Genomic DNA, 22,221 nt, shown 5'->3' with positions numbered 1-22,221 from the left:
CTAGTCGGGTTTGAGGTGACGAACAACCCGCGCCATATGTGGCGAGCCTTCCTCTTTCGGGGCTGACTCGGCGCTTTGTTTGACGGGCAGCGTGATTTCAGCGCGCAGACCCCCATCAGTGCGGTTTTTCAGTTCGATAGAACCACCGTGCTCAAGGATGATGCTGCGCGCAATCGACAGCCCCAGGCCATGACCGCCGGTATCCTGTGATCGCGACGTCTCGAGCCTGACATAGGGTCCGAAAACAGCCTCCAGCTGATTGTCGGGAATACCGGGCCCCTGATCGTCGATGGCGACCACTACCTCACTGCCCATGCGTTGCCACGAAACCCTGGCCTCACTCCCGTAGCGGATCGCGTTCTCAATCAGGTTTCTCAACGCGCGCCCCATCGCGCTTGGTTTCACGGATACGATGAGTGGACCTTGGCTGGTCACCTGAACCTTGTCCAAGCCCATACCAGTGATCAGATCGTGCAAATCAACCGATTGGACCTCTTCATGCTGTCCGACGCCCTTCGCGAAATCGAGGGTCGCATCGACCATCCGTTGCATCTCTTCACTTGACGCCACCAAGGACGTGCGCGTGTCTTCGTCGTCCACCATTTCGGCCCGCACCCTAAGCGCCGTCAAAGGCGAGCGCAGATCATGCGCAAGCGCTGCAAGCATCTGGGTCCGGTCACTGACAAATCGCGTCAGGCGATCCTGCATGATGTTGAATGATCGGGTCAGATCCCGAACTTCCTTCGGCCCTACGACCGGCAGATCGCCCTTGGCGGCGCCGCGACCCAGACGTTCGGACGCAGTCGCGAGATCGTTGAGTGGTCCGGTCAGTCGGGACAGGAGAAACCAGAAACTTGCAACCAGCAGAAGTCCCGCAGTCAGTGCAAAGGATATGTTGGACGCCAGCGACCTTTGCAGAGGCGGCCGTTCGAACCGCGTCTCGATGTTGAGCCAATTCCCACCGGACAGCGCAATGGACAGCTCCATCTCGATGGCCGCAAGGCTGCCCTGCATCATTTCGGCGTGCATTTGCGCCATTTCCGGTGACAGGTTCGGAAGGGGCAGCAGACCTCCCTCGATTTCATGAACCTCAACCCGGATATCCCGGCTGTAGCTTTCCTGAAGCAGTGCCCGTATCCGCGCTTCGACCGCTCCACCGTCATCGTGTTGTCCGTGTGCAACCGACGGCTCGTCTGTAAGGTCGAACCGTACGAGCGGAGACGTTGCCGCGCGGACGATCTGGGCATGCAATTCCGGGGGTGCGCCTTCAATCAACTGTGCGACATTTGCGGCCCTTCCGGCGGCTTCGGCACCGATGGCGGCCTGAATGGCTAACGAGCGTTCATCAACGAAAAACCAAAGACTCAGAGCTTGCGCGAGGATCAAGACACCGAGGACCAGAAGGGCAATCTGTGCACGCAACGTCCGCGGAAGCAGCTTCATTCGCAAATCTCGACATCGCAGGAAAGACTATACCCCCCATGCCGGACAGTCGCGATGATCTTCGGGCGCAAAACGTCCTCTTCCATCTTCCGGCGCAACCGGCTCACCTGATTGTCGATGGTTCGGTCCAATGGACCGGCGACCCGGCCGGTGCTCAATTTGAGCAGCTCGTCGCGGCCAATGACCGTCCTTGGCCTTTGCAGGAACAGGGTCAGGAGTTTGAGTTCACCGGATGTAAGTTGCGTACGCGAACCGCCTTGGTCAATCAGTGTGCGGCCATCGAAATCCAGCTTTAGGTGTGCAAACTTCAACGTTTTCCCCGCAAAACCATTCGGTTTTGGGATCAGCTGCGTCCGACGCAATATCGCGTTGATCCGCGCCACCAGTTCCTTGGGATTAAACGGCTTGGCGAGATAATCGTCTGCCCCGCCATCCAGACCCGCGATGCGGTCTTCGTCGTCACCCAATGCGGTCAGCATCAGGATCGGAATATGCCCTTCCTTGCGCAATCGCCTGCACGCGGACAGCCCGTCTTCCCCCGGCATCATCACATCGAGGACAATCAGATCGAAATGCGCTTCCGCCAGCCTTGCGTCCATCTCAACTGCATTTTCCGCCGCTGAAGCACGCATGCCGTTGCGTTCCAGATAACTGGTGACGGATTTCCGAATCTCTGAATGGTCATCGACGACAAGGATGCGTGGCAGATCGCTCATGCCGCCAACATAGTCATTTTCACCAAGGGACGCCCATCCCGTGTTTGTAGCCAAATGTAACAGCGCGGGCAGTCGACTTCGGGATACCGAGCAACTATTTAAGGAAGAACATCGAGGAGTTTTAAGTGAACCGACGTGAATTTGGCCTTACGGCACTCAGCCTGGCCTTGGCCGGGCCTGCTTTGTCGCAAACCGCCGCACCCACGTTGCAGGTGACAAAGACACCGACCTGCGGCTGCTGCGGCGCTTGGGTAAATGAGATGATCGCTGCCGGTTTCAAGGCATCGGTCGAGGACGTGGATTACGACACGCTTCAGGTTCTGAAGCAGAAACACGGCATCGCGCCGGAACTGGCAGGATGTCACACTACGTCCGTGGGCGGATATTTCGTCGAGGGTCACGTGCCTGCGGCTGACATCGGGCGGTTGCTGAGCGAAAAACCTGTCGCGCGCGGACTGACAGCACCGGGAATGCCCATGGGTTCGCCCGGCATGGGCCCCCAAGGTGATCCCTATGATGTGCTGCTTGTACTGATGGATGGGTCGACGCAAGTCTTCGCAACCCACGGCTGACGTGTTTGCCCGCGATACGTTCCGACAAAGTTTTTCGCCGACCTTACCATTCGGCAGATTTTGTTGGAACGTATCCGTTCTGAGCTTGGCAAGCATATTGCCGTTCCTGCTTGTCTACATCCTCGCAACGCCTGGTTTTGCGACGCTGCTGCTGACGAATGGGACCGCGCTCTCGCGCTTCCTCCGGCAGGTCTTTACCAATGGGTTTGTGGTCGTTTTCCTCGTGAATTACTTGGGGTTCGTTTCCGCATCGGTCGCGCTGAAGCAGTACCAGCATCGGCCGATTGTTTACCTGGTTTTAGATGGCCTGCTGCGGAGTGTCGCATTCATTGGGGTTCACATTGCCGTCTATGTGATGTCGGCCGATCTGTTCGGCTCGTTCAACGGCAGCCGTGCAACAGCTTTGAGCGTGGTCGGACCAACGCTCGAGCGGTCGTTCATGTTTGGGAACATCTCGGGCGTATATCTCTATGCCCTGGCGCCCGGCACCTTCATCGCGCTTCTGGTGGTTCTGACAGAACCTTCTGGCGAGGCATCGAAGCCTACCATGTTCAGGACAATGAGCATGGCCTTGCTGTTCAGCCTGACCCCGATCCCCCTCGTCACATTCCTGTCCTATGCGTTGGATCTGGCAACCTGACGGGCCAACTTGGTCAACGACCCGCAGGCTGTCATCTGATCAAATTGTATCCGAATGTACCCTTGACCTTGCCTCACTGGAATGTCGCAGAAGAACACGAGCATATTCTGGAGAGCTACATGTCTGACAATCAAAGTCAAAAATCCACCGGTTCATCGAAACTGATGCAGTATGGTATGATGGCCTGTTGTGCCGTTATGTTGTTTCCAGTCGCCGCATTCTTTATTGCAGGCGGCACGATCGCGGGTCTGTGGGGCAACGTCGGCCTTTTTGCGCCGCTCGCACTTTGTCTTGGTGCGCATGTCGTCATGCACAGGATGATGGGAAAGTCGTGTCACGGGTCAAGAGTTGAACAGGCGAACGAGGCGACTGTGGATGCAGAATTTGAAGATGGCCAAGCTCCCGAACGAGAACTGGTACGCGCCCGCTAGAACGCGGCTGACAATCGGAATTCCGATTGCAGGTATTCTGGCCCTCGGCGGTTGTGCCCAGTCGGCCTCGGGCAAGCTTTGCCCACTTGAGCCCCCTTCCGTGACACGGGATGCGGCACACGACGTCATGCTTCCCGTAGGATGTCGCTTGGTCGGTCAGTCTGAAGGTACTACCCACGAAATAGTCTGTGACGACGGCCGGACCGGATGGGCTTTCGATTAAGCGCCAAACCTTGATCCTGCCTCACATTCACCTGCACAGCGACGGTCGCCCACGCCACTACGGGCGCAACCGTTCCAACGCGCTTTGCACGGCTTGACGGCGCGGGTCATCTCCCGGCACCTCCGACAACAGGATTTCAGCGTGTTCAAACGCCGCGATTGCCGGCGCGGTATCACCCAGAACCGAATAGGCATTGCCAAGCCGCATCCATCCATCAAGATCGTCAGGCTCATCTTCCAGCCGCGTGGCCAGCCGTTCGACCATCGAGCGGATGAAATCCTGTCGTTCCTCCACACTCATGTCCTGCGCGTTTTCGATGTCTTCCTGTGTCGGGCCGGACGCACTGGTCTTCGGGGCATAGTCGGCCAGCGAGATCGGAGCCTTGCCGATCTTCGCGCCAATCCGGTTGGCTTCGCCAACAAAGCTTTCCATCCACGGGAAAAACCTATCCGCATCGTCCAGCCGGGCCACCAGCGTTTCGTGAGCCCGAGCCTCATCGCCCTTCTGCTCGAGCGAGACTGCCTTGAAAAAGGCAGCACCGGGATTGGAAGGATCCAGTTCGTACGCCCGATCAATCGCGGTGTCCGCTTCAGGTGTCACCACACCTTGCTCTGCGTAGATCAGAACCTCGGCCAACATGGAGAAGACGGCGGAATCGGCCTCCGGTCGTTGTGCGACAACTCTATATGCATCGGCTGCATCCGCATACCGGCCCATTTTCGAATAGGTTTGCCCCAGCAGCATCCAGCCTTCCGAAGGCCCGCCTTCGGGGTCTGAACTGAGCCGGACGTACAGACGATCTGTCAATTCGGCGATTTCCGCCGCTTCCTGCCGTTCAGTGGCACGTTCGGCAAAGGCGACACCTGGGATCTCTGGCGAGCCCATTGCGGAGTAATATCCAAAAGCGAAGACCGGCACGAACACTGCGCTCAGAACGACCATCAAGCGGCCCCCTGCCGCCGGTTTCCCATCTGACAGAACGGACCGGCGCGACTGCACGAGGATCCGTCTCTTGATCTCCTGCTCCGCCGCCGTGGCCTCGGTGTCGGAAATGACACCGCGCTCAAGATCCCGCCGAACCTCATCCAACTGATCCATGAGGACCGCATCCGTGGCGTCAGCCGGGACGGGTGTCCGCGACGACCGATGGCGCAGCGGCAGGCCCATGAAAAGCAGACCTACAACGGATAACAGGGCGAAAACCAACCAGATCATGAACCGTCCTTTGAAGCGTTCTCTTCAATGAAACGCGCAATTTCCGCTTTTTCGTCATCGGAAAATCCCGTTGCGGCAGCCCTGCGCCGGCTTCTCGAAATGACGGTCCAGCCGACAAGCAGCGAAACAAGCGCAAACACGAAGGGCGCCATCCAGAGCGCGAGAGTGGCGCGATTCAGGGGCGGGCGCATCAGGACATAATCGCCATACCGGGCGTGGATGTACGCGATGACCTCCTTGTCGCTGTCACCGGCAACAAGCCTTTCGCGCACCAGTATGCGCAGGTCCCGCGCAACCCCGGCGTTGGAGCTGTCGATGTCCTGATTCTGGCAGACAACGCAGCGCAGTTCCCGTGATATTTCACGGGCGCGTTGCTCCAGTACAGGATCCTGCAACATCTCGTCTGGCTCGACCGCCAAGGCCGTCACCGGAAGCAGCAGGAGGAAAGCAAATGCGATATACCTCATCCGTTCTGGCCCCTTGCTAACGCGCCAGCCTGGATCAATGCTTCCCTGAATGTGGAAATCGCCGTTTCGCCCACGACGGGGCCGACATATCTGAACAACACCGTCCCGTCAGAGCCGACAATGAATGTTTCAGGTACGCCCGAAAGGCCCCATTCAATCCCCACTCTGCCGCTCAGATCAGACCCGATCCTTTCGTAGGGATTGCCAAGCTCAGCAAGCCATTTAGTCGCATCCTCCGGCTTGTCCTTGTAATTGATCCCGAACAACGTCAGCCCGTCCTTTTCGACCATCTGGGTCAGAACCCCGTGTTCGGCCCGGCAGGGCACGCACCACGAGGCAAACACGTTCACGATGACCGGTCGCGGGTTCCCGACCAGATCGGCGCGGGAAAGCCCTGGCGTCTCCAACCCGTCGACAGCGGCCAGATCGAATTCGGGTGCCGGCTGCGAGATCAGAACCGAAGGAATGTTGTTCGGGTCCCGGTCCGGGTTCAAGCCCCACAGAAAAAACCCCCCGAAAATGGCCGCGATTGCCAGCGGAATGAATGCCAGTATACGTCCCATGCCTACTCCGCAGGAAGTGCTGCGGGCGCTGTCGCCTTGCGACGGGGTGCCCCGACGCGCAACCGCCGGTCAGACAGCGAAAGACCCCCACCAAGCACAAGCATCGCCGATCCGATCCAGATAAAGTTGACCAGAGGTTCATACAGGATGCGCAGGGTCCAAGCCCCTTGCGTGCTCTCGTCCTCGGCGGCCGGATTTGCGATGGACGCATAGAGATCACCGGCCATTGTCGATCTGATGGCGCTCTCTGTGGTGGTGGTTTGCGCGACCGGATAGGTACGCCGCTCCGGGAAGAGATCGGTGACATAGTTCCCCTCCCGGGCCACACGAAGCGTGCCACGATCCGCGAAGTAATTTGGCCCACGCACACGTTCGGCCCCCTCAAAGGTGACATCGAACCCACCAATGCTGACCTCTGTACCGGGCCGGACAAAGATGATTTCCTCGGATTTCCAGACCGTCGAGCCGATAAATCCGAACATCGCCATCGCGAGCCCCGCATGAGCCAGTGTCATCCCATGAGAGGATCTGGGCAGGTTGCGTGCACGGCGCACCGATTCCGGGAACGGTGCCTCAAACAGCTTTATGCGCATCGCCCATTCCCGCAGGGTTGAGAAAAACAGCCAGAATGCAAGCATCAGCGACAGATACCCCAACACCGGACCGCCCTCGGCGAGATACCAGGTCACCAATGTCGCGAGCACGGCCAGAACGACCACGAAACGCAACCGCTGCAGAACGCCCGCCAGATCGGCACGTTTCCAGGACAGGTAAGGCCCCAGCCCCATCGCAAAGACGAGCGGCAGCATCACGGGAATAAAGGACGCATTGAAGAAGGGCGGCCCCACCGACAGTTTTTCACCGCCCGTCGCGGCTTCGTAGAAGAGCGGGTACAAGGTGCCGAACAGCACAATGCCGGTGGCCGTGGCCAGCAGCAGGTTGTTCACCAATAGCCCCGCTTCCCGGCTGATCGGCTTAAACAGGCCGCCGGGCTCCATTGTCGGCGCGCGCCAGGCAAACAGAGCAAGGGAACCGCCGATCGAAACGGCCAGCAATCCAAGGATATAAAGTCCCCTTTCCGGGTCGACCGCGAATGCATGCACAGAGGTCAGCAGGCCCGATCGGACAATGAACGTGCCCAAGAGCGATAGGGAAAAAGTCAGGATCGCCAGAAGGATTGTCCAGCTTTTGAACGCATCCCGTTTCTCCGTCACGATTGCGGAATGCAGCAGTGCCGTGCCCATCAGCCATGGCATGAAACTGACGTTCTCAACGGGATCCCAGAACCACCAGCCGCCCCAGCCAAGCTCATAATAGGCCCACCAGGATCCCAGCGCGATGCCTGCGGTCAGGCTCATCCAGGCAGCCAGCGTCCACGGACGTACCCACCGTGCCCAGGCCGCGTCCACCCGCCCTTCGATCAGGGCGGCAACCGCGAACGAAAAGACAATCGAGAACCCGACATACCCGAAGTAGAGAAGCGGCGGGTGCATGGCGAGACCGACATCCTGCAATAATGGGTTGAGGTCCTGACCGTCGTCTGCCGGAGGGAAAACGCGGTCGAAGGGATTGGACGTCAGCAGCATGAAAGTCAGGAAACCGACACTGATCCAGGCCTGCACCGACAGCGTTCTTGCCTTCAGCGACAGAGGAATGTTCGATCCGAAGAGGGCGACCGCCGCACCAAACACCGTCAGGATAAGGGTCCACAGCAACAGGGATCCTTCGTGACTGCCCCAGGTGCCTGCCACCTTGAACAGCATCGGTTTGAGTGAATTGGAATTCTCCACCACGTTCTTGACCGTGAAGTCGCTTGTGACGAAGGCTTGCATCAGCGCCAGAAACGCGATGCCGACAAAGAAAACCTGACCGAACGAGGACCATCTGGCAGACTGCATCCACAGGATGTTTCCGCGCCCCGCACCGAGGATGGGCAGCACACTTTGAACAAGCGCCATGGCCAAGGCCAGTGCCAGCGCGAAATGACCGATTTCAGGTGTCAAAGGATCATCAGCCTCTTCAATGAATTCACTGGATCGACGTCTGTCTAGCAAATCGTCCGGCGAACTGTGAGTGGTTGCTTTGTCACCGTTTGTAACAGGATGCTGTGACAAATGATTACAAAACGGCCCGCGCTTGGCCTTTAATCAAAGCGCTATAACGCCAATGTATCTAGGGTAAGTCTGAAAGGAATGAGAAATGAAAAAACAAGAAATTATTGCGCTTGGCGTGGTGATCGCGGTTGGCATGGCGCAAACAGCATTTGCGGAATCCGACGGGGCTGCCGACAGCAAGCCTGACAGCGGGAATATGTCCGGCATGGCGATGGGCGATGGCGACAATCAGATGGGCATGATGGGCGGGGACATGATGCCGATGATGCGAAAAATGATGAAGATGCATGCCGCTATGATGGGTGGCCAGGGCAACATGATGGGAATGATGGATCGGGACATGATGTCGACAATGATGTCCGGTGGACAGCCTCATGAAATGGCCGCGCAGATGTCCGAAAAAATGCGGGAGTTCGATGCGAATTCCGATGGAGCGTTGACACTTGACGAGTTCGAAGCCTTGCATATGGACGCAATGCGCGCGCGCATGGTAGATCGCTTTCAGCATCTCGATGCGGACGGTAACGGCCAGATCTCTCAGGACGAGATGGAAGATGCCGGTACACGGATGAGCAAAATGAACGGTACTTCCACCGGAACGGACATGGAAGGTCATCATGACAGCGAATAAGGGTCAAGCCTGCGGCACTCAGCTTGATGGGGGCAAATTATGGCCTTCTTTCTGACGCGCCGCGGCGCAAGCCTTGCGATGTTGGCCAGTTCCGTTGCACCTTTCTCGGCTGTCGCCCAGACCGCCGAGGTCTGGTCGGCGGACATGGCAGCAGATGCGCTGCAACAGGACCTGATCCGGATGATCGACGTTCGGTCGCGACCGGAATGGACCGACACCGGCGTTGCCGACGGTACCTGGCCCATCAGCCTGCATGAGGACCGTTTCGCCGAGCGGCTTTTTGCCGCCCGGGAACGGGCCGAAGGGCGGCCTGTCGCGCTCATCTGTGCGACAGGCGGGCGGTCTGGCCGCGTCATGCGAAGTCTTCGGCAGGCTGGCTACAGCGGCTTTCTTGACGTATCCGAAGGCATGCTCGGTTCTGCCGCCGGACCGGGCTGGATCGCGGGCGGTTATCCGGTCGTCAGTGTCGATATGGCTCTGGCGGCGCTGCCAGAGGAATTGAGTTGAAGTGAAACTGTTGAACCGTCGAGAACTGTTGGGCCATGCCGCAGGCTTTGGGGCTGCATTTGCCCTGCCATCGGCTGCATTCGCGGCATCGGACAAGAGGCTCGCGTATCCTCCCCTTCTCGATGCGACGACATCCCGGCTTTTTCAGCTGGAAGCCCGCACGGGCGAGACCCGTTTTGACGACGGTGCCGCCAGCGAAACGTTCGGCTACAACCAGGGATACCTTGGCCCGACGATCCGGGTGCAGGCCGGGGTCGAGACACGGGCAGAGGTGCACAACACGCTTGGCGAGCCGATGTCGGCGCATTGGCACGGGTTGGTTGTTGCCGGTGAGTTCGATGGCGGACCACATCAGGCCATCGCACCGGGAGACACCTGGAAGCCGGTGCTGGACCTTGACCAGCCCCCGGCAACGGCCTGGTATCACAGCCACATTCACGGCGCGACGGCACGGCAGGTCATGCTGGGGCTGGCGGGTGTTCTGCAGGTGACGGATGACGCGGATGACGCCCGTGGATTGCCATCCGCCTACGGGGTCGATGATCTGACCCTTGTATTGCAGGACCGTCAGTTCAACTGGCGCGGACGCCTGAAATACGATCCCGGCATGCACCAGTCCATGAACGGGTTTCAGGGCGACACAATGGTTGTGAACGGTCAAATCGGCGCGTCGGCAGCGGTTCCGAAGGGGATCGTGCGGTGCCGTGTCGTCAACGGCTCGAATGCGCGGGTTTACCGCCTGTCCATGTCTGACAGCCGGTCGCTTCATCTCATCGCGACAGATGCCGGATTTCTGGATCGACCGATTGCGCTGAACCGCCTGACCCTTGCACCAGGAGAGCGCGCAGAAGTGCTTGTGGATTTCACAAGCGGGCGGGACAGTGTTTTGAAGTCCGACGATATCATTAATTCGGCCATGGGCGGAATGATGGGCGGCGGCGGTTCCGGCAGTCCATTCACCGTGCTGCCTTTCGCTGTCGACACAACCCTTCCGGTTCGCATCGACGCCCTGCCCGGCTCTCTGGACGGGCAGTTGCCTGATCTTGCGGTCAAGGACGCGCCAGTCCGACGTCTGTCACTGGATATGTCGATGGGCATGGGGATGATGTTCTCGCGGTCCGGTAACCGATTTTCGATCAACGGCGCGTCATACGATTCGGGAACGCTCAATTTTTCCACCAAACTCAACAGCATCGAGCGTTGGATTGTGCGTGGGGCCATGATGATGCACCCGTTCCATGTTCACGGCGTCCGGTTTCAGGTCCTGTCGGAAAACGGTACGGCACCGCGTGCAGAGAACAGGGGTTGGAAGGATACGGTACTGGTGGATGGTGAAGTGGAGCTTGCGATGAAATTCGAAAAACCTGCCTCAGCGGCTGCGCCCTACATGTATCACTGCCACATTCTGGAACACGAAGACGGCGGCATGATGGGGCAATTCAGTGTTGCTTAGCGCAGAAATCCCTTTACCCTCCGCTGACAGGAACCTTTAGGGGAATCCTATTCCTCGATAGAGGTTTGAGATGAAAACCGAATTGCACATCAAGCGGCTGACCCTCGCCGGCGGGCTGTTGATCGTCATCTCTGCGCCTATGCATTTCATCTTGCCCGAGCAAAGGCCAATTGTCTTCGCAGCTCTCTTTCTTTTGGTGCTCCATGCCGCTTAGCAAACCGCGCCTGCATCGGGTTGGGCTATGGTTGGTGGTTGCGCTTGGCGTACTTTTGATAGCCATATGGGCAATGGGATATGGCCCGGCGATAGCCCGCGAGACTATCGAGGTCTGGATAGAGCGGGCCGGCGCTTTGGGACCGTTGCTCATCATCGTGCTCATGATGGTTTCGATCGTGGCAAGCCCCATTCCAAGTGCACCGGTCGCACTGGTGGCAGGCGCGGCGTATGGTCATGTTGCCGGAGCTGTCTATGTCGCCATCGGGTCGGAACTGGGTGCACTCGTGGCATTCATCATCGCCCGCTATATCGGGCGCGACCACGTTGAGCGCTGGCTTGGGGATAAGGCCGGTTTCGGGTTATTGGGCTCTCAAAATCTGTTGATGTTGACGGTGTTCGCGTCTCGCCTCTTGCCCTTCATCTCGTTTGACGCAATGAGCTACGCTGCCGGTCTCAGCCGCCTGCGCCTTTGGCGGTTCCTGATCGCAACTCTGGCAGGCATTCTTCCAGCCAGTTTCCTGCTCGCGCATTTCGGAGCAGAGGCCATGTCGGGAGATTTCGGCACTGCTGAGTGGATCATCATCGGTCTTGGATTGATGACTGCCGCACCGTTGCTGGTCGCAGCGCTCTGGCGAACAAATCGGTCAACCAACGCTTCCTAAGTCTGAGTATGTCAGCAAAAATGAAAACCGTGATTGCCTACTTTACCATTGACCTTCCCCCACAGGAAGCTGCGACCGTGAATCGCTATGGATACACAAACACCACAACTCCGCCGGGATTTCCTGTACTACGCCACCGCCGGAACGGGCGCGGTTGCCGTAGGGGCTGCGGTCTGGCCATTGCTCAATCAGATGAACCCATCCGCCGATGTCCGCGCGCTGTCCCAGATCCGCGTCGATATCTCCGGTGTGGAACCCGGAACGCAATTGACTGTCAGTTTTCTCGGCAAGCCGGTGTTCATCCGGCACAGGACCGACGCGGAAATCGCGCAGGCCCGTTCGGAAGATGTGCTTTCCCTTCCTGATACCGTCGCCAGAAATCCCAACATATCCGGAGATGACCTGGCCACCGATGCAAACAGGGCAGTGGCGGGAAATGAGAATTTCTTGGTCATGATAGGCGTTTGCACGCATCTGGGATGTGTACCACTTGGTGACGGAGCCGGCGATTTTGGTGGTTGGTTCTGTCCCTGTCATGGCTCCCATTATGATACAGCAGGACGCATTCGAAAGGGTCCGGCACCGGAGAACCTGCATATTCCCACGATGTCCGTTTCGGAAGACATGATACTGACCCTGGGCTGACAGGAGCTTCGCGCATCGCGAAGGCCCATAAAATTCATACGCAGCGTTGTCGGAAGAGTCTTGACCCTCCAGTAACTGGAAGGGTTATGTGTTCAATTGTCTTGAAAACGGGAATTAGAAGATGGCCACGGACCAAGAACATCATCACGACATGACGCGCACCTCGACCGCATCAGACCCAGATACAGCGACCGACCCGGTGTGCGGCATGACCGTCGAGATAGACGAAGACACGCGCAGTGCCGAGTATGATGGAGAGGTCTTTCATTTCTGCTCGGAAAACTGCGAAACCAAGTTTGGCAAAGACCCATTTTACTATGCGTCGGGAAACGCCCAAAAGACACCAGCACATGGCGAGGCCGGTACGCAATGGACCTGCCCGATGCATCCGCAAATCCTGAAGGATGAGCCCGGGTCCTGTCCGATCTGCGGCATGGCGCTTGAACCGATGCTTCCATCGGACGAGCCGTCAGAAGAGTTGTCCGATTTCACAACACGCATGTGGATCAGCGCGGCAGCCGCCGTTCCGCTGGTTATCCTGACGATGGGTGAACTGGTCGGCCTACCTGTGCGGGAATGGATCGGACATCAGACGGCTGTCTACATCGAATTCGTCCTCGCAACCCCGATCATTCTCTGGGCGGCTCTTCCCTTCTTCAAAAGGGGGTGGGAATCGATCAGGAATATATCGCCGAACATGTGGACCCTGATCGCGCTTGGCGTCGGGGCTGCCTATATCTATTCGCTTGCCGCAACATTCCTGCCCGGCATTTTCCCCGAAGCGTATCGAAACGGCCAAAGCGTCGGGACATATTACGAAGCTGCGGTTGTGATCGTTGCGCTGATCTTTGTCGGTCAGGTGCTCGAGTTGCGCGCCCGCGAACGGACGGGTGATGCCATCCGTGCATTGCTCGATCTCGCACCAAAAACGGCGCGGCGGATCCTGCCGGACGGGACGGAATATGACGCACCTCTCGAACACATTGTTGAGGGTGACAGGTTGCGGGTACGCCCCGGCGACAGCATACCCGTCGATGCCGAGGTCCTCGAAGGGCATTCATCTATCGACGAAAGTATGATCACCGGAGAGCCGTTGCCGGTCGAGAAAACACAAGGCGACCGGGTCACAGGCGGCACGATCAACAAGAACGGCACATTGGCGATCCGGGCCACACAGGTCGGTGCGGACACGGTCCTGTCCCAGATCGTGGACATGGTGGCAGGTGCAAAGCGGTCGCGCGCGCCGATTCAGGGTCTGGCGGACCGGGTATCGTCCGTCTTTGTTCCGACGGTTGTCGTCATTGCGATCATATCCTTCGTTGTCTGGCTGTTCTTAGGGCCCGATCCCGCGCTCGCCTTCGCTGTTACTGCAGCCGTATCCGTTCTTATCATTGCTTGCCCCTGTGCCTTGGGCCTTGCGACGCCCATTTCGATCACAACGGCGGCGGGCCGCGGGGCACAGGCTGGCGTTCTGATCAAAGACGCCGAAGCACTGGAACGCATGGCGCGTGTCGATACCGTCATCGTTGACAAGACCGGAACACTCACCGAAGGGCGCCCCAAGCTGACAGACGTGGTGCCCACGGGGGACAAGGCTGAAAATGACCTGCTGACAATGGCTGCGGCCCTCGAACGGGGCTCCGAACATCCGCTGGCCGAAGCAATAGTCGAGGGTGCGCTGGCACGGGGGCTGACGCTTCCGAACGCAACGGAATTCGAAGCCGTGACTGGCAAGGGCGTGAAAGGCATGGTCGATGGCCAGGTCGTGGCACTTGGGAATCCCGCCATGATGGCAGAGATCAACGTTGACGCTTCGATTGCGGAATTTGCTGCGGACGACCTTCGTGAATCTGGAAAGACAGCAATGCTTGTGGCGATAGATGGCACTTTTGCCGGCATTGTCGCTGTTGCCGATCCCATCAAGGAGTCCACGGCAGACGCCATCGATGACCTTCATCGCCTCGGTCTCAGGGTCATAATGGCAACCGGTGACAATCAGAAAACCGCCGAAGCCGTCGCCGCAAAGCTGGGTATTGATGAAGTCCACGCAGGCGTCTTGCCCGAAGACAAGAAGGCATTGGTGGACTCCCTCAGACAAGAAGGGGCCCGGATCGCCATGGCAGGAGACGGCGTGAACGATGCCCCTGCCCTGGCGGCGGCTGATGTGGGCATTGCGATGGGCACCGGTGCCGACGTTGCCGTGGAAAGCGCAGGCATCACCCTTCTGGGTGGTGATCTTGTCGGCATCGTGCGTGCGCGCCGATTGGCAAAGGCAACGGTGCGAAACATCAAGCAGAACCTGTTTTTTGCCTTCGCCTACAATACCGCAGGTGTGCCCATCGCGGCTGGTATTCTCTACCCGTTTTTCGGCCTTCTTCTGTCGCCGATGATCGCCGCCGCCGCGATGAGCCTGTCTTCGGTCTCCGTCATTAGCAATGCACTGCGGCTGCGACGGGTACGGCTTTAGTCGCAAACTAAGGAGATAGATGATGGCAGGCGGACATCAGGGGCATATGCCGTCCGGCGGCAAGGGGCTGGCGATATCAGCCTAGTTGACCGGCATCTATTTTGTGATTGAACTGGCGATTGGCCTATGGACAGGGTCAATCGCGGTCATCTCCGACGCGTTCCATACCTTTTCGGCCGTGGGCGGTGTGCTGGTCGCCATTGTCGCGGCGCGTATGGCATTGCGTCCGGCGGATGAAGAGCGGAGCTTTGGCTGGGCGCGCGCCGAAATCATCGGCGCCCTTGTGAATGGCGGCTTCTTGCTGGCCATGGCGGTTGTTGTCATCGCGATGGCTGCCATGCGCATGTCTGCGCCAATTGATCTTCCAACGGGTCCGATGCTGATTGCGGCTGCCGGGGGGCTCTTTACGGAGTTCATTTCGCTTGCGCTGATCTGGAAGCAAAGCAAGGAAGATCTGAACCCGAAGGGAGCGTTCTGGCATATCATCCAGACCTTTGTTGGCAGTCTGTTGATCATCGTGACCGCCCTCGCAATCGAATTCACCGGGTTTCTGCTGATCGACCCGCTGCTTGGCATGGCGTTCGGGTTTGTCCTGCTATGGGCGAGCTGGGGATTGCTGAAAGAAGCGGCGCATCTTTTGATGGAAGGCACGCCTCCCGAAGTGAGTCTGCCTGAAATCAAACGTACCCTTGAAGAACTGCACGAGGTTTCCGATGTTCACCATATTCATGCCTGGGCGCTGACAAGTGGCAAGCATGTCTTCTCCGCGCATCTGCGTGTCACAGATCAAGAAGAGGTCCTGCAAACCGCCTACGACATGCTGCGTAAGGACTTCGGGTTCTTTTTCGCAACCCTGCAGATCGAAACACGGTGCTTCGACGAAAGCGGCGCTGAGGCAATCGACCTTTCAGCGGCGAGCAGTAAGACAGGGCATAACGGCGATCTTTGAAAACAGGTCATCGTCGCGGGCAGCAATTCTCATTGTTATCGGGCAAGCGAAATACCCGCCAAGCTTTGCTACCGCACCTTTTGTTATCTCGAACCGGGCATGGTCCGGCTGATCCATTCAGGGGCGCAAATGATACGTTCCCCGGGTCGGATTTGCGATCCGGCCATCATTCACAAGCTTTCGCAAGGCCCGATAGGTGGCCTCGTGCGAAAGGTGCAGCGCGCTGGCAAAATCGACAACGGAGCTTTCAAGCAGGCCCGCCACCATACCGGCATAGACCCGTTCTTCTGCGCGGCGGATGCCTACGATCTCAAGCGCCTGACGTTGCGCTTGTATCTGCTGTGCCGCTTGCCGCGCATAGGCGCGTGCAAAATCCGGATCTGCAAAGGCAGACAAGACCGCCGCTTTGTCGATCTGTACAAACGCCCCAGCCTCCGCCACGACCGCATCGCAGTGGTATCTATCCGAAAACACCGATGCTTCGGCAAGGCTCATCCCGGGCTCGGCACGGTAGATGATAAATCGTTCGCCATCCGGGCCGACACGCTCAAGATGAACGCGCCCGCACTTAACAACATAAAGGCCGCAGGTCCGCGCGCCCTGACGAAAGACCGTATCCCCTGCGGCCCTCGTCAGCGGACGCAAGGCGGAGGGCGGTATGAGATTATAGGGTTCAGGCATCATATGATCCAAATCATATTTCAGGGTCCGATCAGGTACTAGGCTGAATCCGAATACACTCAGGAAAGGCTGGTCCATGCGACTGATACCCGTTCTCTTCGCTGTCTTGCTTGCGACACCCGTTACGCCGCAACAAATGCATTCATCCATGGGTCACGCGTCCGACGCCCCAGGAAACCGGCCAGTCCGCCTTCGCCGCATTGGCCGAAATAGTTGTGCTGCTCCAGGCCGATCCCGAAACCGATTGGGGCGCCGTCAATATCGACAAACTGAGGGACCATCTGGTCGATATGGACCTTTTGACACGAAAGGCAGAGGTCACCCGCATTCTGCGGCCCGACGGGGCACGGTTCGAAGTGCGTGGCAGCCCGCGTGTCCTGTCGGCCATCAACACAATGGTTCCCGCCCATGCACCGTTCCTTGCCGGTGAAACAGGCTGGAGTGTTGCGTCAGAAGAAATGGAGGATGGTGTCGCACTGATCGTGGGTGGCGATGGTGAACAAATACAGGGCCTTGGTTTCTTTGGTCTGATGACAATCGGTGTACATCATCAAGAGCACCATCTGATGATTGCGAAAGGACGCAAGCCGCATCATTGAGCACGCGCCCAAGGCTCATATGCGGACCCAGGCCGCAATGGTCACTTCGCCAACACTACGCTCGGATATTCACAAAGAATCTGATGTCGACACCAGATCCGCAGAATTAACCGTCACACGCCTGCGGGACCATACGATCAGGGCCGCGCCAAGGATAATCATCGGCAACGACAGCAGTTGGCCCATTGTCAGCCCATAGCCCGCCCAATGAACCGCATGTCCAATCGGGTTGTCCTGCGTGACGAACTGCATATCAGGCTGCCGGAAGAACTCGACAAGGAACCTTGCGCTTCCGTATCCCGCCAGGAACAGGCCAGTAAGGCTTCCGGGAAAGCGCAGCCAACCGCGTTTCCAGGCCAGAAAGATCAGGACCGAGCCAAGCAGGATACCCTCCAGAAGAGCCTCATAAAGCTGGGACGGATGGCGGCCACACAGGCCCACGACGCCCGCACAGGACTGGGCTGCCTCGCCGGGGAATGCCACCGCCCAGGGCACATCGGTCGGACGGCCCCAAAGCTCGTTATTGGTGAAGTTGGCCAGCCGACCGAGGAAAAGACCCGGTGGTGTTGCAACAGCGAGCAGATCCGCCGTTGATAGAACGGGTGCGCCGTTGCGATAGCAAAAAAGCAAGGTGGCCACGACCACGCCGAAAAAGCCGCCATGAAATGACATACCACCCTGCCAGACCATGAAGATTTCGACGGGGTTCTGAAAATAGTACTGAGGTTGATAGAAAAGCACGAACCCCAGCCTGCCCCCCACGATCACGCCCAGAATGATCCATGTCAGCAGGTCTTCCAGTTGCTTGGGTTGCAGCGGCGGCGCCCCGGCCCCCCAGACTGACGAAGAGCGGACCAATGCGACACAGATGCGCCAGCCGATAAGGAGGCCAACAATATAGGCCAGCGCATACCAACGCAGGGCAAAGCGGAACGATCCGATATCAACGGCAAAAATCTCTGTTCCGATGTCAGGAAATTGGATAATCGAAGTCAGCATTCTTTGTTACCTTTGCCTGTTTCACACAAGGCCACATTTTGTTTCCCGCAACGGACGTTGGCGCGTTCAACCCTGTTGTCCCCAGCCCAAAGCGCTGTGGTGAATGTGCCATCCTTGCGTGCGGGAGTCGGTTCCGTTGAACCAGAGATGACGCACATCGGCACCCGCGTCCATGTGTTCAGGCGCTTGTATCCCATGAGTTTTGTACTTGTTTGTAACGGTTGGAAGCTCCGCCGCCTACTGGATCCGTCCGTCGCGGGAAATCAGCCGATCAAGGTCGCGCTCCATGATCTGAATTCGCTCCCGCGTCCTGCAACGACCATTGCGCAACCACATCTATGATCACGGATATGTTCATTGAAGTTGCGCGCGCCCGGCACAATTCAACGGATCATGACGGCACATAATGGTGATAACCGGGATCAAAGCAGGACCAGCGGCATCGCAAAAGGAGTTCAGATGTTTATACGGTCCCTCGCAGCGACACTTTTCATCGCTTTTGTTGCATTAGCTGCAAACGCCCCGCCCCTCTATGCGCAAGGAAAGACAATTCCATTCGATGGAAGCTGGAAAGAACAGGGCCTCTTGCGGCTCTTTTCGAACGAGTACGGCCTGCAAGGTCGGCGGCTGGACGTGATTTCCGATGGCACGGTTTCGGTTCTCTGGCGTCCGGTCAGCGCAGCCCTTGGCACCGCAAAGGCAGCAATGTGGGAATGGTCCGTCACGCAGGGTGTTAAGGGAACCGACCTCACACGGCGCGGCGGCGATGATCGCAATCTTGCTTTGTACTTCATATTCGTCGATCCGCAGACCGCAAGCACGCTTGGCCGAACAACGGCGCGCAAATTGCTGCGTGATCCCAATACGCGGGCGCTGGTTTATGTCTGGGGTGGCAATCATGCGAAAGGCGCATTGCTGAACAGCCCCTACTCGACGGGTCTCAAATCGAAAATTCTGCAAACGGCACAAACCGGCAACTTCACCGAGAATGTGAACCTGGATCGCGATTTCGTGCGTGCGTTCGGGGACATGCCAAAGGTTCTGGTCGGTCTTGCGGTGACAGCCGACAGCGATGATACCGACGGAAAGATCCTTGCGGCCATTCAGGACCTGCAGATACGTTAGGTGCTCTCCGGTATTCCGCCAAACCTGGGCGCCGATCTGCAATGTATCAATATATCTCGCCGGGACGCCCTTCCGCAACGGTGGGGGATGTGGGTTGCAGGCCCCAGAAACGGAATACACGGAAACCCATGCTTAAGCGTCTTCAGATGATGGTTGCGCTTGGCGCAGCCACGCTCCCCCTGCCCCTGAGTGCGGCTTCGGTGCCTGTCACCCTGACGCCCGGCCTTCACCCGGATCGGGTCGCGGGACATTGCAATGCTTGGATTCAATGGCACCTGTCCCGGCCCCGAAATCAGACAGCGCCAGAACGATATTCTGCGGGCGCGGGTGGAAAACGGGCTGGAGGACGGGACCCTCGTACACTGGCATGGCATTCGGTTGCCCAACGCGATGGACGGCGTAAACGTGCTGACACAGGATGTCATCATCCCGAATGAGGGTTACGAGTACCGGTTTCCGGTTTCCGGTTCCCGATGCCGGAACCTACTGGTATCACTCCCACTACCTTTCCTACGAACAGGTCGCCCGCGGACTGTTCGGCCCCTGATCGTCGAAGAACCTGCCCCGCCAGACGTGGATCAGGACATCACGGCCATCCTCTTCGACATTCGGCTTGATGACACCGGCCAGTTCGACATGGAATTCGACCGCGCTGATTTCATAACAGCAGGTAGGCTGGGGAACTTGATGACCACCTTCCTGTCGTCTGAGCAGGCGCGGCTGGGGGATCACATCCGGTTGCGTCTGATCAATCCGACACCGGATCGCATTTTCGAGATACGTATCGACGGGCTGACGGGCTTTTGTGTGGCCTATGACGGGATGCCGCTGCCCGAGCTGGTTTCGCTGGGCAATCTAAAACTCGCACCGGCGCAGCGCATCGACATCATCGCAGATGTGACGGGTGATGTGATCCTAAGAGAAACCGTGCCTTCGGGTGGCGAGGAACTGGGGGGCATTATGTTGAACGGTCAGCGACAAATCCGGTCTGCGCCGATAGCTCCCCTCCCCGCGAACCTCGTGCCCGCGCCCGGAGAGATCACGCAAACGGCAGATCTCTTCATGCAAGGCGGTGCCGGGGACGGCGCGCACGGCGGGTTCGGGGGCTGGGCCTTCAACGACGTGAGCGGTCTGCCGAACAAACCGCTGATTTCGGCAAGACGTGATGAAGCAGTGCAGGTGCGGATGGTGAACGACACTGCTTTTCCGCACGGTATCCACCTGCATGGCCACCATTTCTGGGAAACCGATCAGAATGGTGCGCGAACCCACCTTCGCGACACGACCCTCGTAGCGCCGGGCGAGACGATGACGATTCAGACAGGCAGTTTGGGAGGGAATGGATCAAGCGACGGATTCGTGCCGAGTGAGATCAGAGGTTCGGCACCCCGGACGGCAGTACCAAAAGGCCTCGTGAGCCGCGCTGACGGCATCTTGGCAAGGAGGCCAGAAGTACCGCTGGAGGCGCAAGGAACAGGACACCCACCTTCACAGGCAGTGCCCTCAGCAAATCCGGTGGGATCGCACCCGCCGCAACGGCCATCCGCGCTTTCGGTGGGTTCCATCTGCGCCATAGCCGTGATTGACATACTGGCCGACGACATATCCGGCGCAGTCACTGCACCGAAGGTCAGCATGAGAATCAAAACAAGGCGAAAAACGCAGGTCATACAGTTACTGCTACAACCTTCCAGCAAGGGGAGGTCAAGTGACATTCTGTAACTTGGACGTGATACCCCTGTAGTGTATCCGCCTCAGACCTTCCCTACTGCCCTTCGCAGCCAGTTGCTCATGCAAAGGTTCATCAGTCCACTTGACGTTGGTCGACGTCAACTTGCCGTCGCAAATGAGGAAATGATATCCTCATGCTCGGTCAGCTTTTTTCGTGAGTATGAGTTTCCTCCCCATCTCTCGAATTACCGTGACCATAGAGATCGGCGTTCTGATGAGCGCGATCCTCGTGCTCGAATTCGAGGCTGGAATGGCTGATGCCGAATTCTCCCTTCAGCCGCTTCTTGATCGCGCTCTTGATCTCTTCAATCTTCGACCACCCCTCGGCTGCCACGACGACATGGCAGTCGAGCGCAGCCTCGTGCTCTTGCATTTGCCAGAGATGGACGTGGTGGACGTCGGCGACGCCTTCGACTTTCCGCATCGCTTCGACGACGGCCTCGTTGTCGATGTCCGGCGGGCTCCCGAGCATCAGGGTTCGGATTGGGCCGCCTATTTCAGTGAAAGACAGATACAGGATGTAGATGGCGATGCCGATGGTGATGGCAGGATCGACCCAACGCATGTCGTAAAGGATGATCAGCGACCCAGCGACGATAACCGCGACCGAAGCAAGCGCGTCCGACAGGTTATGCAGGAAAAGCGCGCGGATGTTCACGCTGCCCTTCTGCATCGAATAGGTCAGCATTGCGGTCAGCGTGTCGACCACAAGCGCAATTCCACCGAGAATGACGACGGTCCAACCCATGACTTCGGGTGGATCAATCATGCGCATGCCACCTTCGTAGATCAGTTAGAAGCCGATCAAAATCAGGGTGGTGTAGTTAACCAGGGCTGCGACGATTTCGACCCGACCATAGCCGAAGGTCATGCGCTCATCGGCTGGGCGGCGCGCGATCTTGCGTGCGGCGAAGGCAATGACAAGCGAAGCCATATCGGAAAAGTTGTGCAGCGCATCGGCGATCAGTGCCAGGCTGCCCGACAATATGCCCCCGACGATTTGCGCAACGGTAAGAAGCCCGTTCGCCCAGATCGCGATGGCAACCCGCCGATCGCCAGAATCCGGATCGATATGCGCGTGCCCGTGGTCATGTAGCATTGGCAGGCTCCTCATGCGCGTGTGTCGCGCGTCGGTCAGTCTTGAGGCGGTCGCTGCGGAAACCACGAACGCG

The 22,221-nt window shown here is 58.2% G+C and carries 23 protein-coding genes and 3 pseudogenes; 16 read left to right on the top strand and 10 right to left on the bottom strand.

Annotated elements, in window-relative coordinates; all coding sequences use genetic code 11:
* Together ACGYK7_RS15370 and ACGYK7_RS15365 are read right to left on the bottom strand one after the other, a co-directional pair.
* Positions 1–1,443, bottom strand: coding sequence for an ATP-binding protein (locus ACGYK7_RS15370; protein WP_050672446.1), 1,443 nt, complete (start codon positions 1,441–1,443; stop codon positions 1–3).
* A complete protein-coding gene (locus tag ACGYK7_RS15365; RefSeq protein WP_050672447.1) occupies positions 1,440–2,159 on the bottom strand; it encodes a response regulator in 720 nt (239 codons plus the stop codon). Before ACGYK7_RS15365 ends, ACGYK7_RS15370 begins: the two co-directional genes overlap by 4 nt.
* A gap of 125 nt (positions 2,160–2,284) precedes the next feature.
* Between ACGYK7_RS15365 and ACGYK7_RS15360 the strand changes: the two genes are divergently transcribed.
* The 3 genes from ACGYK7_RS15360 to ACGYK7_RS15350 all read left to right on the top strand — a co-directional run bounded on the left by ACGYK7_RS15360 (position 2,285) and on the right by ACGYK7_RS15350 (position 3,802).
* Positions 2,285–2,731, top strand: coding sequence for a DUF411 domain-containing protein (locus ACGYK7_RS15360; RefSeq protein WP_043847208.1), 447 nt, complete (start codon positions 2,285–2,287; stop codon positions 2,729–2,731).
* Position 2,732: 1 nt separating this feature from the next.
* Entirely contained in the window at positions 2,733–3,371 is a 639-nt protein-coding gene (locus tag ACGYK7_RS15355) for a hypothetical protein (RefSeq protein ID WP_240094385.1), read from the top strand.
* 119 nt (positions 3,372–3,490) lie between these two features.
* Entirely contained in the window at positions 3,491–3,802 is a 312-nt protein-coding gene (locus ACGYK7_RS15350) for a DUF2933 domain-containing protein (protein WP_037953520.1), read from the top strand.
* 280 nt (positions 3,803–4,082) lie between these two features.
* Here ACGYK7_RS15350 and ccmI read toward each other — a convergent pair whose 3' ends face one another.
* The 4 genes from ccmI to ACGYK7_RS15330 are packed head-to-tail and all read right to left on the bottom strand — an operon-like array spanning position 4,083 to position 8,273.
* Positions 4,083–5,192: a c-type cytochrome biogenesis protein CcmI gene (gene ccmI, locus ACGYK7_RS15345; protein ID WP_245897675.1), complete on the bottom strand. Its 1,110-nt coding sequence runs from the start codon at positions 5,190–5,192 to the stop codon at positions 4,083–4,085.
* A 44-nt stretch (positions 5,193–5,236) separates the two neighbouring features.
* Positions 5,237–5,707 (bottom strand): cytochrome c-type biogenesis protein, encoded by a 471-nt coding sequence (locus ACGYK7_RS15340; RefSeq protein WP_009824475.1) that lies wholly within the window; start codon positions 5,705–5,707, stop codon positions 5,237–5,239.
* A complete protein-coding gene (locus ACGYK7_RS15335) occupies positions 5,704–6,270 on the bottom strand; it encodes a DsbE family thiol:disulfide interchange protein (RefSeq protein ID WP_009824474.1) in 567 nt (188 codons plus the stop codon). Before ACGYK7_RS15335 ends, ACGYK7_RS15340 begins: the two co-directional genes overlap by 4 nt.
* Before the next feature lie 2 nt (positions 6,271–6,272).
* Positions 6,273–8,273, bottom strand: coding sequence for a heme lyase CcmF/NrfE family subunit (locus ACGYK7_RS15330; RefSeq protein WP_043847210.1), 2,001 nt, complete (start codon positions 8,271–8,273; stop codon positions 6,273–6,275).
* Positions 8,274–8,469: 196 nt separating this feature from the next.
* On the opposite strand from ACGYK7_RS15330, the gene ACGYK7_RS15325 reads away from it, so the two are divergent.
* The 8 genes from ACGYK7_RS15325 to ACGYK7_RS15290 all read left to right on the top strand — a co-directional run bounded on the left by ACGYK7_RS15325 (position 8,470) and on the right by ACGYK7_RS15290 (position 15,914).
* Complete coding sequence (locus ACGYK7_RS15325) at positions 8,470–9,015, top strand: calcium-binding protein (protein WP_043847211.1); 546 nt, start codon at positions 8,470–8,472, stop codon at positions 9,013–9,015.
* 39 nt (positions 9,016–9,054) lie between these two features.
* Complete coding sequence (locus ACGYK7_RS15320) at positions 9,055–9,522, top strand: rhodanese-like domain-containing protein (protein ID WP_043847215.1); 468 nt, start codon at positions 9,055–9,057, stop codon at positions 9,520–9,522.
* A gap of 1 nt (position 9,523) precedes the next feature.
* Positions 9,524–10,975, top strand: coding sequence for a multicopper oxidase family protein (locus ACGYK7_RS15315; protein ID WP_043847217.1), 1,452 nt, complete (start codon positions 9,524–9,526; stop codon positions 10,973–10,975).
* A gap of 70 nt (positions 10,976–11,045) precedes the next feature.
* Positions 11,046–11,189, top strand: coding sequence for a hypothetical protein (locus ACGYK7_RS15310; RefSeq protein ID WP_009824469.1), 144 nt, complete (start codon positions 11,046–11,048; stop codon positions 11,187–11,189).
* Between the two features lie 73 nt (positions 11,190–11,262).
* Entirely contained in the window at positions 11,263–11,853 is a 591-nt protein-coding gene (locus tag ACGYK7_RS15305; protein ID WP_227512171.1) for a TVP38/TMEM64 family protein, read from the top strand.
* Positions 11,854–11,940: 87 nt separating this feature from the next.
* Complete coding sequence (petA, locus tag ACGYK7_RS15300) at positions 11,941–12,498, top strand: ubiquinol-cytochrome c reductase iron-sulfur subunit (RefSeq protein WP_009824465.1); 558 nt, start codon at positions 11,941–11,943, stop codon at positions 12,496–12,498.
* Positions 12,499–12,619: 121 nt separating this feature from the next.
* Complete coding sequence (locus ACGYK7_RS15295) at positions 12,620–14,965, top strand: heavy metal translocating P-type ATPase (protein WP_043847221.1); 2,346 nt, start codon at positions 12,620–12,622, stop codon at positions 14,963–14,965.
* An 85-nt stretch (positions 14,966–15,050) separates the two neighbouring features.
* A complete protein-coding gene (locus ACGYK7_RS15290) occupies positions 15,051–15,914 on the top strand; it encodes a cation diffusion facilitator family transporter (protein WP_394403396.1) in 864 nt (287 codons plus the stop codon).
* A 117-nt stretch (positions 15,915–16,031) separates the two neighbouring features.
* Here ACGYK7_RS15290 and ACGYK7_RS15285 read toward each other — a convergent pair whose 3' ends face one another.
* Positions 16,032–16,673 carry a Crp/Fnr family transcriptional regulator gene (locus ACGYK7_RS15285; RefSeq protein WP_108895363.1) on the bottom strand — a complete coding sequence of 214 codons (642 nt, stop codon included), beginning with the start codon at positions 16,671–16,673 and terminating at the stop codon, positions 16,032–16,034.
* A 137-nt stretch (positions 16,674–16,810) separates the two neighbouring features.
* On the opposite strand from ACGYK7_RS15285, the gene ACGYK7_RS15280 reads away from it, so the two are divergent.
* Complete coding sequence (locus tag ACGYK7_RS15280) at positions 16,811–17,194, top strand: hypothetical protein (protein WP_009824461.1); 384 nt, start codon at positions 16,811–16,813, stop codon at positions 17,192–17,194.
* Between the two features lie 69 nt (positions 17,195–17,263).
* Here ACGYK7_RS15280 and lgt read toward each other — a convergent pair whose 3' ends face one another.
* Positions 17,264–18,193, bottom strand: coding sequence for a prolipoprotein diacylglyceryl transferase (gene lgt, locus ACGYK7_RS15275; protein ID WP_050672452.1), 930 nt, complete (start codon positions 18,191–18,193; stop codon positions 17,264–17,266).
* A 393-nt stretch (positions 18,194–18,586) separates the two neighbouring features.
* Between lgt and ACGYK7_RS15270 the strand changes: the two genes are divergently transcribed.
* The 4 genes and pseudogenes from ACGYK7_RS15270 (at position 18,587) to ACGYK7_RS15255 (ending at position 21,040) form a co-directional block, all read left to right on the top strand.
* Positions 18,587–19,318: a DUF3047 domain-containing protein gene (locus ACGYK7_RS15270; RefSeq protein ID WP_236629003.1), complete on the top strand. Its 732-nt coding sequence runs from the start codon at positions 18,587–18,589 to the stop codon at positions 19,316–19,318.
* Between the two features lie 255 nt (positions 19,319–19,573).
* Positions 19,574–19,729 (top strand): annotated as a pseudogene (locus tag ACGYK7_RS15265) (multicopper oxidase domain-containing protein); the annotation flags it as partial.
* A gap of 7 nt (positions 19,730–19,736) precedes the next feature.
* Entirely contained in the window at positions 19,737–19,865 is a 129-nt protein-coding gene (locus tag ACGYK7_RS15260) for a multicopper oxidase domain-containing protein (protein WP_306419543.1), read from the top strand.
* Positions 19,866–19,954: 89 nt separating this feature from the next.
* Positions 19,955–21,040, top strand: a complete 1,086-nt coding sequence (locus ACGYK7_RS15255; RefSeq protein ID WP_317406871.1) for a multicopper oxidase domain-containing protein — start codon at positions 19,955–19,957, stop codon at positions 21,038–21,040.
* Positions 21,041–21,191: 151 nt separating this feature from the next.
* On the opposite strand, the pseudogene ACGYK7_RS15250 reads toward ACGYK7_RS15255, so the two are convergent.
* Both ACGYK7_RS15250 and ACGYK7_RS15245 read right to left on the bottom strand, forming a co-directional pair.
* Positions 21,192–22,148, bottom strand: a pseudogene (locus ACGYK7_RS15250) (cation diffusion facilitator family transporter).
* Positions 22,138–22,221: pseudogene (locus ACGYK7_RS15245) on the bottom strand (transglutaminase); the annotation flags it as partial. The pseudogenes ACGYK7_RS15250 and ACGYK7_RS15245, both read right to left, overlap by 11 nt.

The organism is Sulfitobacter sp. 1A15299, assembly GCF_043556915.1.
Classification (GTDB): domain Bacteria; phylum Pseudomonadota; class Alphaproteobacteria; order Rhodobacterales; family Rhodobacteraceae; genus Sulfitobacter.
This window is presented reverse-complemented; position numbering and strand designations above follow the sequence as displayed.